Genomic DNA, 12622 nt, shown 5'->3' on the forward strand with positions numbered 1-12622 from the left:
TGCGGGCCCTTCCTCGTGTTCCTGCGGACGGACGGCGGTGTCAGCGCTTGTGCTGGGCGTCCGCGACCGTGACCTCGACGCGCTGGAACTCCTTGAGCTCGCTGTAGCCCGTGGTGGCCATCGCCCGGCGCAGGGCGCCGAAGAAGTTCATGGACCCGTCCGGCGAGTGCGACGGACCGGCCAGGATCTCCTCGGTGGTGCCGACGATGCCGAGGTCGACCAGCTTGCCGCGCGGCACGTCCTCGTGGACGGCCTCCATGCCCCAGTGGTGACCCTTGCCGGGCGCGTCGGTCGCCCGCGCCAGCGGGGAGCCGATCATCACCGAGTCGGCACCGCACGCGATCGCCTTGGGCAGGTCGCCGGACCAGCCCACGCCACCGTCCGCGATGACGTGCACGTAACGGCCGCCGGACTCGTCCATGTAGTCGCGGCGGGCGGCCGCGACGTCCGCGACGGCGGTCGCCATGGGGACCTGGATGCCCAGCACGTTCCGGGTGGTGTGCGCGGCGCCGCCGCCGAAGCCGACCAGGACGCCCGCCGCGCCGGTGCGCATCAGGTGCAGGGCGGCGGTGTAGGTGGCGCAGCCGCCGACGATGACCGGGACGTCCAGCTCGTAGATGAACTGCTTCAGGTTCAGCGGCTCGGCCGCGCCCGACACGTGCTCGGCGGAGACGGTCGTCCCCCGGATGACGAAGATGTCCACACCGGCGTCGACCACGGCCTTGGAGAACTGGGCGGTGCGCTGCGGCGAGAGCGCGGCCGCGGTGACCACGCCCGAGTCGCGCACCTCCTTGATGCGCTGCCCGATCAGCTCTTCCTTGATCGGGGCGGCGTAGATCTCCTGCAGACGGCGGGTGGCGTTCGCCTCGTCCAGCCCGGCGATCTCGTCGAGCAGCGGCTGCGGGTCCTCGTACCGGGTCCACAGGCCCTCGAGGTTCAGCACGCCCAGGCCGCCGAGCTGCCCGATGCGGATCGCGGTCTGCGGGGAGACCACCGAGTCCATGGGGGCGGCCAGGAAGGGCAGCTCGAAGCGGTAGGCGTCGATCTGCCAGGCGATCGAGACCTCCTTCGGGTCCCGGGTGCGCCGGCTCGGTACGACGGCGATGTCGTCGAACGCGTACGCCCTGCGGCCGCGCTTGCCGCGCCCGATCTCGATCTCAGTCACGATGTGTGGCCTTTCCCTCTACGTCTGCGCCTACCAGTATCCCCGACACGCGCGTGAGGGGCGGTCCCGGCCGTATGGCGGGACCGCCCCTCATCGCGGGCGTGGACTACTTCCTGCTGTAGTTCGGCGCCTCGACCGTCATCTGGATGTCGTGCGGGTGGCTCTCCTTGAGACCCGCCGAGGTGATCCGGACGAAGCGGCCCTTGGACTCCATCTCCGCGACGGTGGCCGCGCCCACGTAGCCCATGGTCTGGCGCAGACCGCCGACGAGCTGGTGCAGGACGTTGGCCAGCGGGCCGCGGTAGGGCACCTGGCCCTCGATGCCCTCGGGCACGAGCTTGTCGTCGGAGGCGACCTCGCCCTGGAAGTAGCGGTCCTTGGAGTACGACCGGCCCTGGCCGCGCGACTGCATGGCGCCGAGCGAGCCCATGCCGCGGTAGGACTTGAACTGCTTGCCGTTGATGAACAGCAGCTCGCCGGGCGACTCCTCGCAGCCCGCGAGGAGGCTGCCGAGCATCACGGTGTCGGCGCCGGCGGCGAGCGCCTTGCCGATGTCGCCGGAGTACTGCAGACCGCCGTCGCCGATCAGCGGGATGCCGGCGGCACGGGCTGCGAGCGAGGCCTCGTAGATGGCGGTGACCTGCGGGACGCCGATGCCGGCGACCACGCGGGTGGTGCAGATCGAGCCGGGGCCCACGCCGACCTTGATGCCGTCGACACCGGCGTCGATCAGCGCCTGCGCGCCGTCGCGGGTGGCGACGTTGCCGCCGATCACGTCGACGTCCACGCTCGACTTGATCTTCGCCATCCAGCTCAGGGCGTTGCTGTTGTGGCCGTGGGAGGTGTCGACGACCAGGAAGTCCACCCCCGCGCCGGCGAGCGCCTGGGCGCGCTCCAGGGCCTCGGGGCTGGCGCCGACGGCGGCGCCGACGAGCAGCCGGCCCTCCTTGTCCTTCGCCGCGTTGGGGTACTTCTCCGCCTTGACGAAGTCCTTGACGGTGATGAGGCCCTTGAGGATGCCGGCGTCGTCGACCAGCGGCAGCTTCTCGATCTTGTGGCGGCGCAGCAGCTCCATGGCGTCGACGCCCGAGATGCCGACCTTGCCGGTGACCAGCGGCATCGGCGTCATGACCTCGCGGACCTGACGGCTGCGGTCGCTCTCGAAGGCCATGTCGCGGTTGGTCACGATGCCGAGGAGCTTGCCGGCCGGGTCGGTGACCGGGACGCCGCTGATGCGGAACTTGGCGCACAGGGCGTCCGCCTCGGCGAGCGTCGCCTCGGGGTGCACGGTGATGGGGTCGGTGACCATGCCGGACTCGGAGCGCTTGACCAGGTCGACCTGGTTGACCTGGTCCTCTACGGAGAGGTTCCGGTGCAGCACGCCGACGCCGCCGAGGCGGGCCATCGCGATCGCCATGCGGGACTCGGTGACCTTGTCCATCGCCGCCGAGAGCAGCGGGATGTTCACCCGGACGTTGCGGGAGATGCGGGACGAGGTGTCGACCGCGTTCGGGAGCACCTCGGAGGCTCCCGGCAGCAGCAGCACGTCGTCGTAGGTCAGCCCGAGTGTCGCGAATTTCTCGGGCACTCCGTCGACGTTGGCAGTCATGACACCTTCCCCAAATGGCCTTGATCGGTGCGGATGTCCATGCTAACGGCCTGCGGCGGTGTCTCATTCCACGAGCAAGATCACTCAGAAGGTTTGTACGTTCACACGTACGGCCGCACGGGCGCCCCGCGGCTCACTGCTCGGCGAGCGCCCGCAGCCGGCTGAGCGCACGGTGCTGGGCCACCCGGACCGCTCCGGGGGACATGCCCAGCATCTGGCCCGTCTCCTCGGCGGTCAGGCCGACGGCGACGCGCAGCACCAGCAGCTCGCGCTGGTTCTCCGGGAGGTTGGCGAGCAGGCGCTTGGCCCACTCCGCGTCGTCGCTGAGCAGCGCCCGCTCCTCCGGACCGAGGGAGTCGTCGGGCCGCTCGGGCATCTCGTCGGAGGGCACGGCGGTGGAGCCGGGGTGCCGCATGGCGGCCCGCTGGAGGTCGGCGACCTTGTGGCCGGCGATGGCGAAGACGAACGCCTCGAAGGGCCGTCCGGTGTCCTTGTAGCGGGGCAGCGCCATGAGGACGGCGACGCAGACCTCCTGGGCGAGGTCCTCGACGAAGTGGCGCGCGTCGCCGGGCAGGCGGTTCAGGCGCGTACGGCAGTAGCGCAGCGCCAGTGGGTGGACGTGGGCCAGGAGGTCGTGCGTGGCCTGCTCGTCGCCATCCACCGCACGGTGTACGAGTGCACCGATGGCCCCGTGGGCATGGGCCGCCTCGTCGTCGCGCATCGGTCCATGGTGCCTTGGCGGTCGCTCGTCCGCGGCACCGCGTCCACTGTTGTGCACCGAAGCGTTATGAGCAGGTGCGCCGGACGTCATCTCCTGCGCCCTCCCCTCCCGCTCGATCGACTCGTCCCCGAGGAACTCCACGCCTTCAAGGATGCGGCATCGGGCCGGAAACGGATATCGGGCCTGCGCCGCCCCGTCCGCCGGGGGGCGGACGGGGATCGGTACGTCACGCGCTAGCGCACCAGGCCCCAGCGGAAACCGAGCGCGACCGCGTGCGCCCGGTCCGACGCGCCCAGCTTCTTGAAGAGCCTCCTGGCGTGCGTCTTGACCGTGTCCTCGGAGAGGAAGAGCTCACGGCCGATCTCCGCGTTGGAGCGGCCGTGGCTCATGCCCTCCAGCACCTGGATCTCGCGCGCGGTGAGGGTGGGGGCGGCGCCCATCTCGGCCGAGCGGAGCCGGCGCGGGGCGAGCCGCCAGGTCGGGTCGGCGAGGGCCTGGGTGACCGTGGCCCGCAGTTCGGCGCGCGAGGCGTCCTTGTGCAGGTAGCCACGGGCACCGGCGGCGACGGCGAGCGCCACGCCGTCCAGGTCCTCGGCGACGGTGAGCATGATGATGCGGGCGCCGGGGTCCGCGGAGAGCAGCCGGCGGACGGTCTCCACGCCGCCCAGTCCGGGCATGCGTACGTCCATCAGAATCAGGTCCGAGCGGTCCGCGCCCCAGCGGCGGAGGACTTCCTCGCCGTTGGCCGCGGTCGTCACACGCTCGACGCCGGGCACCGTCGCGACGGCGCGGCGGAGCGCTTCTCGGGCAAGCGGGGAGTCGTCGCAGACGAGGACGGATGTCATGGCCGTCCTCCGCAGCTGATGCGCGTCACCTTGAGCCTCCAGGCTGGTTACGAATCGTCACCTGTGCGGTTGACGCCCCCGGACATCTGCCCGAGCGCTTCTTCTTTCAACCGCCTCCGCACTCTCAACGACGGTCACTCGAAAGAGTTACGGGTACGCCCCACCCCTTCGGCACTCTACGTGAGGGAGCGCGTACGGAGCAGAGCGACGCAGGTCACCGTTGCTTCACTCAGAGCTATGCCCCATTTAGCGGCTTTTCCTTCACTTTGTCGGTGTCTGTAGCTAGATTCGCAATGAGTCATATTTACATCTACTTAGACAGTAGTTGTACGGTCGTGGCTGTATCAGCCCACTCACCCGCTCAGTACCGGAACCAAGGGGACATGCGCTATGGCAGATTTCTCCCGCCTTCCCGGACCTAACGCCGACCTGTGGGACTGGCAGCTGCTCGCGGCCTGCCGGGGGGTCGACAGTTCGCTCTTCTTCCACCCGGAGGGGGAGCGCGGCGCGGCGCGGAGTGCGCGCGAGAACTCGGCGAAAGAGGTCTGCATGAGGTGCCCGGTCCGCGCGGAGTGCGCGGCCCACGCACTGGCCGTGCGGGAGCCCTACGGCGTATGGGGCGGCCTCACCGAGGACGAGCGCGAAGAACTCATGGGACGAGCCCGCAACCGTCTCGTCACCGCATCGTCCGGAACTCCGGCCCGCGCCTGAAGGAACGTTTCTGCACCGGCCCTCGGCGGGACGGCTCCCGCACAGCCGTCGGGAAGGCCGTGGAGGGGCGGCCCTGCCCCGGCCGCCCCTCCGACACGGGTGAGGGGTAGTACCGGGCTGGGCGGGCGGCTGCGCGGTACGGGGCCGGGCGGGCGCGGTACGGGGCCGGGCGGGGTGTGGGCACGGGGCTCGGTGGGGTGTGCGGGTGCGCTCGGTGTGCCCGGCCGGGTTGCGCCTAGGTGAGGACCGCCGCGCGGGTCAGGTGGTCGAGGGTGGCGGCGACCGCGGGGACCTTGGCCAGGTCCGGGAGGGTGAGGGCGACGATCTCCCGCTCGACGGCCGGTTCCACCACCACCGTCCTGGCGCCCCGGGGCCGTACCGAGCGCAGGGCCAGTTCGGGCAGCACCGCGACCCCGAGACCGGCGCCGACGAGGCCGATCACCGCCGGGTAGTCGTCCGTCGCGAAGTCGATGCGCGGGGTGAAGCCGGCCCCCTCGCACACGTCCACGAGCTGGCGGCGGCAGCGCGGGCAGCCCGCGATCCAGGACTCCTCCGCCAGGTCGCCGATGGCCACCGCCTCGGCGTCCGCGAGGCGGTGGCCCTCCGGGACGAGGCCGACCAGGCGGTCGGCGAGGAGCGGGCGGACGACGAGGTCGTCCCACTCCGCGGCGGCCGGGCGGTAGCGGAAGGCGACCGCCACGTCGCAGTCGCCGTCGCGGAGCATCTCGACGGAGCGGGGCGGCTCGGCCTCGACGAGCGAGACCCGGGTGCCGGGGTGGGCGGCGCGCAGCGCGGCGAGGGCGGTGGGCACGAGGGTGGAGCTGCCGCTGGGGAACGACACCAGCCGGACGCGCCCGGCCCGCAGACCCGCGATGGCGGCGATCTCCTCCTCGGCGGCGGTGAGGCCCGCGAGGATGCCGGAGGCGTGGCGCACGAGCGCCTCCCCGGCCTGCGTCAGGCGCATCTCCCGGCCCGTGCGCACCAGCAGGGGTGTGCCCGTGGAGGATTCGAGCGCCTTCATCTGCTGGCTGACGGCGGGCTGCGTGCAGCCCAGTTCACGGGCGGCGGCGGAGAAGGAGCCGGTGGAGGCGACGGCGCGCAGGACGCGCAGATGGCGGGCTTCGATCACCCTTTGAATATAAGCCTCGCTTGGAGGTGAGCGCGAAATATCCGCTGGCCGCTTTGAGGAGGTGGCCGTTAGCGTGGCGCCATGCGAGTTCTCACCGTCAATCTGGGGCGGCCCAAGGCCGTGGACTACACCGACGCGCCGAGCGGCACGACGGGCATCGACAAGCGGCCGGCCGACGGGCCGGTGCGGGTGGCCGATCCGGGGCCCAAGGGCGAGGGGGCGAGCGGCGTCGCCGGGGACACCGTGTGCGACCTGCGCCACCACGGCGGTACGCACCAGGCGGTGTACGCGTTCGCCCGCGAGGACCTGGACCACTGGGAGGCCGAGCTGGGGCGGCCCCTGGCCAACGGGGCCTTCGGGGAGAACCTCACCACCCAGGGGCTGGACGTCAACGCCGCGCTGATCGGGGAGCGCTGGCGGATCGGCGGGTCGCTGGTGCTGGAGGTGGCGTCCGGGCGCGTGCCGTGCCGGACGTTCGCGAGCTGGCTGGGCGAGCGGGGATGGGTGAAACGTTTCACCCAGCGGGCCGCGCCGGGCCCGTACCTCCGGGTCGTGGAGCCGGGGGAGATCCGCGCGGGCGACCCGATCGAGATCGTGCACCGCCCCGACCACGACGTGACGGTCGAGCTGGCCTTCCGGGCGTACATGGGCGGGCGCGAGCTGCTGCCGCGCCTCCTGGCGGCGGGTGAGGCACTGGACCCGGAGCTGCGCGAGGCGGCGCTGGCCCACCTGGCGGCGCAGCGCTCCTAGCGCGCGGGGCGACGCGGGCCGGGCGGTCCCTCGCGGACCCGCCCCGGGGCGCCCACCGGTGGAAAGGGCCGCCCGCGCGGGCGGCGGATCCGCATACTCCGTACATGTACGGCGGTGTGCCGGCCGCCCCGCGGGACCGCGCGTCCCGCCGGTCGTGCGGGGCACTAACGTGCCGCTCATGACGACTGCACTGATTACGGGCGCGACGGCGGGAATCGGGGCCGCCTTCGCGCGGCGGCTGGCGGCGGACGGCCGGGACGTGGTGCTGGTGGCCCGGGACGGCAAGCGGCTCCGGGAACAGGCGACCGAGCTGCACGACCGGCACGGGATCGAGGCCGAGGTCCTGGTGGCCGACCTCGCCGAGGAGGACGGGATCGCGGCCGTGGAGGCCCGGCTGTCGGACCGGAAGCGGCCGGTGGATTTGCTGGTCAACAACGCCGGGTTCGGCAACAAGGGGCGCTTCCTGGAGGTGTCCATGGCCGACGAGCTGAGGATGCTGAAGGTGCACTGCGAGGCGGTGCTGCGGCTGACCTCGGCGGCGACGGCGTCGATGCGGGACCGGGGCCGGGGCGGCGTGGTGAACGTCGCGTCGGTGGCGGCCTTCGTGCCGCGAGGGACGTACGGGGCGTCGAAGGCCTGGGTCGTGCAGTTCACCCAGGGCGCCGCGCGCGACCTGGCGGGCAGCGGGGTGCGGCTGATGGCGCTGTGCCCGGGGTTCGTGCGGACGGAGTTCCACGAGCGGGCCGGGATGGGCACGGACAACATCCCCGGCTGGATGTGGCTCGACGCCGACAAGCTGGTGGCCTCGGCGCTGGCGGACCTGGCGCGGGGCAGGACGCTGTCCGTCCCCGACCCCCGCTACAAGGCGCTGATGGGCGTCGTGAAGCTGGCGCCGCGCAACCTGCTCGGGGGCGTCAGCTCCCGGGCCGGCCGCAAGTACGGGCCACAGTAGGGCCCGTCCCCGGCCGCTGACCCTGCCGCTGCCGCTGCCGCCGCGAGGGCACGCGGCGTTCCGGGAGCACCGGTTGCGGGAAGGATCGGGCGTCGACACTCCGCCGGGCTCCGACGACCGGGCCCAATGTCGAGGGGATCTCCGCCGTGCGCGACAGTGCCGCCGAACGCCACGACCGACCGCCGGAGCGGGTCCATGTGCATGTCTCGTGCGCCGCGGGCGGGGACGGCGGCACCCGGCGCCCGGCCGGCGGGGCGCCGGGCGGCACGCCGGGCAGCGGGGCCGCGCCGGGCGGCACGCCGGAGCCCGCCGGCGCCCCGGTGAGCGCCGGCGCTCCGGAACCCGGCCCGCTCGCGCCCTCCGCGCCCTCCGCCGAGCGTCCCGCCCTTCTCCTCGCCATGGGGCCGGGCATCGCCGACCGGCTGCTCACCGACGCCCACCGCGCCCGCCTCACCGCGCTGACCCACACCGATCCGCACCTGGTCGCCCACGACCTGGCCGCGCCCACGCCCATCGTGGCGTCCGCGCTCGCGCGGGCCGAGGTGCTCCTCACCTGCTGGGGGGCGACACCGCTCACCGCGGCCGTGCTGGACCGGGCCCCGCACCTGCGGGCCGTCGTCCACGCCGCCGGATCGGTGAAGCACCACGTCACCGGTGCCTGCTGGGAGCGCGGCATCACCGTGACCTCGGCGGCCGCGGCGAACGCGCTGCCCGTGGCCGAGTTCACGCTCGCCGCCGTCCTGATGGCGGGCAAGCGCGTGCTGCGTGCCGCGCGGCGGTACGCCGAGGTGCGCGCCGAGCACGACTGGCTGCGGGAGCTGGCCGACAGCGGCAACCACGGCCGCACGGTCGGCATCGTGGGCGCGTCCCGCATCGGCCGCCGGGTGATCGGGCTGCTGCGCCCCTTCGACGTACACGTGCTGCTGTACGACCCGTACGTCACGCCGGAGGAGGCCGCCGCGCTCGGTGCCGTCGCGGTTCCCCTGGACGAGCTGTGCGCCCGCGCGGACATCGTCTCGGTGCACGCACCGGAGGTGCCGGCCACCCGTCACATGATCGGCGCCGCGCAGCTCGCCCTGATGCCGGACGGCGCCACGCTCATCAACACCTCGCGAGGCTCCCTGGTCGATGGGGCCGCCCTGCTCCCGCACCTCACCGCCGGCCGCCTGAGCGCGGTGCTCGACGTCACCGACCCCGAGCCCCCGCCCCCCGACTCCCCGCTGTGGACCCTCCCCAACGTGCTGCTCACCCCGCACGTGGCGGGCTCGCTCGGCAACGAGCTGCACCGCATGGCCGACCGGGCCCTGGACGAGCTGGAACGGTACGTACGGGGGATGCCGTTCGAGGACCCGGTGCTGCCCTCGGGGCTGGACCACTCGGCCTGACCCCGCCCGGCGCGGCGGCCCGGGGCACCGGCGGCCGAAGGACCGCCCGGCGGTGGAAAGGCCGAGGCCCGGTGCCCCCGCGACGGGGGCACCGGGCCTCGGAACGCTCGAACAGGCGTCAGTGGGAGTGGCCGTGGCCGTGGCCCGCGTCCGCCGGCTCCTCTTCCTTCTTCTCGACGACCAGGGTCTCGGTCGTGAGCAGCAGGGAGGCGATGGAGGCGGCGTTCTCCAGGGCCGAGCGGGTGACCTTGACCGGGTCGATGACGCCGGCCTTGATCAGGTCGCCGTACTCGCCGGTGGCCGCGTTGAAGCCCTGGCCCTTGTCGAGCTCGGAGACCTTCGAGGTGATGACGTAGCCCTCGAGGCCCGCGTTCTCGGCGATCCAGCGCAGCGGCTCGACCGCGGCGCGGCGGACGACCGCGACACCGGTGGCCTCGTCGCCGTCCTTGCCCAGGTTGCCGTCCAGCACCTTGACGGCGTGGACCAGCGCGGAGCCACCACCGGAGACGATGCCCTCCTCGACCGCGGCGCGGGTCGCGGAGATGGCGTCCTCCAGACGGTGCTTCTTCTCCTTCAGCTCCACCTCGGTGGCGGCGCCGACCTTGATCACGCACACGCCGCCGGCGAGCTTCGCGAGGCGCTCCTGGAGCTTCTCGCGGTCCCAGTCGGAGTCCGTGGTCTCGATCTCGGCCTTGATCTGGTTGACCCGGCCGAGCACGTCGTCGCTGTTGCCACCGCCGTCGACGATCGTGGTGTCGTCCTTGGTGACGGTGACGCGGCGGGCGGTGCCCAGCACGTCCAGACCGGCCTGGTCGAGCTTGAGGCCGACCTCCTCGGCGATGACGGTGGCGCCGGTGAGGGCGGCCATGTCGCCGAGCATCGCCTTGCGGCGGTCGCCGAAGCCGGGGGCCTTGACCGCGACGGCGTTGAACGTGCCGCGGATCTTGTTGACGACCAGGGTCGAAAGGGCCTCGCCCTCGACGTCCTCGGCGATGATCAGGAGCGGCTTGGAGGAGCCGGCCTGGATGACCTTCTCCAGCAGCGGGAGCAGGTCGGTGATCGCGGAGATCTTGCCCTGGTGGATCAGGATGTACGGGTCGTCGAGGACGGCCTCCATACGCTCCTGGTCGGTGACCATGTACGGGGACAGGTAGCCCTTGTCGAAGGCCATGCCCTCGGTGAAGTCCAGCTCCAGGCCGAAGGTGTTGGACTCCTCGACGGTGATGACACCGTCCTTGCCGACCTTGTCCATCGCCTCGGCGATGAGCTCGCCGACCTGCTGGTCCTGCGCGGAGAGCGCGGCGACGGCGGCGATGTCGGCCTTGTCGTCGATCGGGCGGGCCGACGCGAGCAGCTCGTCGGAGACGGCCTTGACCGCGGCGTCGATGCCCTTCTTGAGGGCGGCCGGGGAGGCGCCCGCGGCGACGTTGCGCAGACCCTCGCGGACCAGGGCCTGGGCCAGGACGGTGGCGGTGGTGGTGCCGTCACCCGCGATGTCGTTGGTCTTGGTCGCCACCTCCTTCACCAGCTGGGCGCCGAGGTTCTCGTACGGGTCCTCGATCTCGACCTCGCGGGCGATCGTGACACCGTCGTTGGTGATGGTCGGCGCGCCGAACTTCTTGTCGATGACGACGTTGCGACCCTTGGGGCCGATCGTCACCTTGACCGTGTCGGCAAGCTTGTTGACGCCGCGCTCAAGGGCGCGACGGGCGTCCTCGTCGAACTTCAGGATCTTCGCCATGGGAGCGATTCAGCCCTCTCGAAAACTCTGGTTGACGAACCGCGCCCCTCGCCGCCCGGCAATGTGTCATCAGCGGGGGCCAGGGGCGCAGCTCAAAAGCAATCTTGCTCGGGTGACTTACTTCTCGACGATCGCGAGCACGTCGCGAGCCGAGAGGACGAGGTACTCCTCGCCGCTGTACTTCACCTCGGTGCCGCCGTACTTGCTGTACAGCACGATGTCGCCGGTCTTGACGTCGAGCGGCAGGCGCTCGCCGTTCTCGAAGCGGCCCGGGCCAACGGCCAGGACGACGCCCTCCTGGGGCTTCTCCTTGGCGGTGTCCGGGATGACCAGGCCAGAGGCGGTGGTCTGCTCGGCGTCGAGCGGCTGGACCACGATGCGGTCCTCGAGCGGCTTGATGGCAACCTTGGAGCTGGTGGTCGTCACGATCCGACCTCCCCCTTCGGAGATCTCACGGGGTTAACTGTCTGAGGTGGCGACCAGGTGGATCCGTCGTCGCGGGTGCCGGACCTGCCCGTCGCTGTGTTGGCACTCTCCAGTGGGGAGTGCCAGGGCCGAGACTATGACCGCGATTAGCACTCGGTCAAGCGGAGTGCCAATTCACCGCCCGGTCGTGGCGTCCCGGGCCCCTGCGGACCCCTCGCGGACGCGCCCCGCGCACAACCCTCGAACGCGCCCGCGGGCACCTCTCGGCGCGGCTCAGACGTAGTCCTCCAGCCTCGCCACGGCGTAGCCCTTGGCCGTGACGACGTCCATCACCTGCCTGATCATGTCCGGCATGGTGCCGTTCCAGTCCTCCCGGCCGCGGAAGTGCGTCAGGATGATGTCGCCGGGGTGCAGGTCCCGGTCCCACTCCCGCCACTCCATGTGGTCGGGGAACGCCTCGGCCGCCCACAGGGGTACGGCCCGGACGCCGCAGGACCGGGCGGCGCGCAGGGTGTCGGCGTTGTAGTTGCCGTAGGGCGGACGGAAGAGCGGGGGCCGCTTGCCGTACCGCTTCTCGATGACGTCCTGCTGCCCGCAGATCTCCCGCTTCTGCTCCGCGTAGGAGAGGGCGGGCATGTAGCGGTGGTTGAGGGTGTGGTTGTGCAGGGCGACGCCCCGGTCCCGCATCCGCGCGAAGTAGCCGTAGTCCTCCTTGACCAGGTAGTCGCTGAGGAAGGCGCTGTAGGGGACGTCCAGCTCGTCCATCATCTCCAGCAGGCGCGGGTCCTTCTCGGCGCCGTCGTCGATCGTCAGGAAGACGATCCGCTCCTTGGTCGGGACGGTGGTGAAGACGGGCGGGAGGGCCGGGTCGCCGACGCCGAAGCCCTTGCGGAAGGTGATGTGCGGCTTCTCGGCCGCCGCCGGGGGCGGTGGCGCGGCCAGGGGCGTGGCCCGCAGGCCCCACTTGCGGGCGGCGAGGGCGCGGGCGGCCTGGGCCTTCTGGACCCGCTCCACGTACGCGGTGAGGGCGTCGGCCGCGCCGGGGGGCCGCTGGGGCTGCCGGCCCGCCGCGGGTCCGGCCCGACCGGCGGCCGCCCCGCCGGCCCCGGTCTCCGCCGCGCAGGCGGATCCGAGCGCCGCGACCAGCAGCGCGGCGAGCAGGGCCCGCGACCGCTTACTTACCATTCG

12 protein-coding genes are annotated in these 12622 nt (G+C 72.2%); 4 read left to right on the forward strand and 8 right to left on the reverse strand.

Going from position 1 to position 12622, the window contains the following annotated elements; genetic code table 11:
* Positions 1-40 precede the first annotated feature (40 nt).
* From A4V12_RS15325 to A4V12_RS15340, 4 genes are all read right to left on the reverse strand, one after another.
* Positions 41-1165, reverse strand: a complete 1125-nt coding sequence (locus A4V12_RS15325) for a GuaB3 family IMP dehydrogenase-related protein (RefSeq protein WP_064069908.1) — start codon at positions 1163-1165, stop codon at positions 41-43.
* A gap of 106 nt (positions 1166-1271) precedes the next feature.
* On the reverse strand, positions 1272-2774 hold the full coding sequence (gene guaB, locus A4V12_RS15330; RefSeq protein ID WP_064069909.1) for an IMP dehydrogenase: 1503 nt from the start codon (positions 2772-2774) through the stop codon (positions 1272-1274).
* A gap of 133 nt (positions 2775-2907) precedes the next feature.
* The gene (locus tag A4V12_RS15335) at positions 2908-3495 is read right to left on the reverse strand and encodes a sigma-70 family RNA polymerase sigma factor (protein WP_064069910.1); all 588 of its coding nucleotides are present in this window, start codon (positions 3493-3495) and stop codon (positions 2908-2910) included.
* Between the two features lie 233 nt (positions 3496-3728).
* Complete coding sequence (locus A4V12_RS15340; RefSeq protein ID WP_003948568.1) at positions 3729-4340, reverse strand: response regulator transcription factor; 612 nt, start codon at positions 4338-4340, stop codon at positions 3729-3731.
* Positions 4341-4730: 390 nt separating this feature from the next.
* Here A4V12_RS15340 and A4V12_RS15345 point away from each other — a divergent pair, with 390 nt between their 5' ends.
* Positions 4731-5051, forward strand: a complete 321-nt coding sequence (locus A4V12_RS15345; protein ID WP_064069911.1) for a WhiB family transcriptional regulator — start codon at positions 4731-4733, stop codon at positions 5049-5051.
* A gap of 235 nt (positions 5052-5286) precedes the next feature.
* On the opposite strand, the gene A4V12_RS15350 is transcribed toward A4V12_RS15345, so the two are convergent.
* The gene (locus tag A4V12_RS15350) at positions 5287-6180 is read right to left on the reverse strand and encodes a LysR family transcriptional regulator (protein WP_064069912.1); all 894 of its coding nucleotides are present in this window, start codon (positions 6178-6180) and stop codon (positions 5287-5289) included.
* 81 nt (positions 6181-6261) lie between these two features.
* On the opposite strand from A4V12_RS15350, the gene A4V12_RS15355 reads away from it, so the two are divergent.
* From A4V12_RS15355 to A4V12_RS15365, 3 genes are all read left to right on the forward strand, one after another.
* Complete coding sequence (locus A4V12_RS15355; protein ID WP_199831297.1) at positions 6262-6930, forward strand: MOSC domain-containing protein; 669 nt, start codon at positions 6262-6264, stop codon at positions 6928-6930.
* Positions 6931-7108: 178 nt separating this feature from the next.
* The gene (locus tag A4V12_RS15360) at positions 7109-7882 is read left to right on the forward strand and encodes an SDR family NAD(P)-dependent oxidoreductase (RefSeq protein WP_064069913.1); all 774 of its coding nucleotides are present in this window, start codon (positions 7109-7111) and stop codon (positions 7880-7882) included.
* A 398-nt stretch (positions 7883-8280) separates the two neighbouring features.
* Entirely contained in the window at positions 8281-9267 is a 987-nt protein-coding gene (locus tag A4V12_RS15365; RefSeq protein WP_064070108.1) for a hydroxyacid dehydrogenase, read from the forward strand.
* Positions 9268-9385: 118 nt separating this feature from the next.
* Here A4V12_RS15365 and groL read toward each other — a convergent pair whose 3' ends face one another.
* The 3 genes from groL to A4V12_RS15380 form a co-directional block, all read right to left on the reverse strand.
* Positions 9386-11008 (reverse strand): chaperonin GroEL, encoded by a 1623-nt coding sequence (gene groL, locus A4V12_RS15370; RefSeq protein WP_064069914.1) that lies wholly within the window; start codon positions 11006-11008, stop codon positions 9386-9388.
* Between the two features lie 117 nt (positions 11009-11125).
* A complete protein-coding gene (groES, locus tag A4V12_RS15375; RefSeq protein WP_010471835.1) occupies positions 11126-11434 on the reverse strand; it encodes a co-chaperone GroES in 309 nt (102 codons plus the stop codon).
* A 273-nt stretch (positions 11435-11707) separates the two neighbouring features.
* Positions 11708-12619, reverse strand: coding sequence for a polysaccharide deacetylase family protein (locus A4V12_RS15380; protein WP_064069915.1), 912 nt, complete (start codon positions 12617-12619; stop codon positions 11708-11710).
* Positions 12620-12622 lie beyond the last annotated feature (3 nt).

Source organism: Streptomyces noursei, from assembly GCF_001646665.1.
In the GTDB taxonomy this organism is placed as follows: Bacteria; Actinomycetota; Actinomycetes; order Streptomycetales; family Streptomycetaceae; genus Streptomyces; species Streptomyces lavendulocolor.

Excerpts from the sequence above, each read along its gene's own strand:
- guaB (WP_064069909.1), bottom strand. The coding sequence starts at position 2,774 with ATGACTGCCAACGTCGACGGAGTGCCCGAGAAATTCGCGACACTCGGG.
- A4V12_RS15335 (WP_064069910.1), bottom strand. The coding sequence starts at position 3,495 with ATGCGCGACGACGAGGCGGCCCATGCCCACGGGGCCATCGGTGCACTC.
- A4V12_RS15340 (WP_003948568.1), bottom strand. The coding sequence starts at position 4,340 with ATGACATCCGTCCTCGTCTGCGACGACTCCCCGCTTGCCCGAGAAGCG.
- A4V12_RS15345 (WP_064069911.1), top strand. The coding sequence starts at position 4,731 with ATGGCAGATTTCTCCCGCCTTCCCGGACCTAACGCCGACCTGTGGGAC.
- A4V12_RS15355 (WP_199831297.1), top strand. The coding sequence starts at position 6,262 with ATGCGAGTTCTCACCGTCAATCTGGGGCGGCCCAAGGCCGTGGACTAC.
- A4V12_RS15360 (WP_064069913.1), top strand. The coding sequence starts at position 7,109 with ATGACGACTGCACTGATTACGGGCGCGACGGCGGGAATCGGGGCCGCC.
- A4V12_RS15365 (WP_064070108.1), top strand. The coding sequence starts at position 8,281 with ATGGGGCCGGGCATCGCCGACCGGCTGCTCACCGACGCCCACCGCGCC.
- groL (WP_064069914.1), bottom strand. The coding sequence starts at position 11,008 with ATGGCGAAGATCCTGAAGTTCGACGAGGACGCCCGTCGCGCCCTTGAG.
- A4V12_RS15380 (WP_064069915.1), bottom strand. The coding sequence starts at position 12,619 with ATGGTAAGTAAGCGGTCGCGGGCCCTGCTCGCCGCGCTGCTGGTCGCG.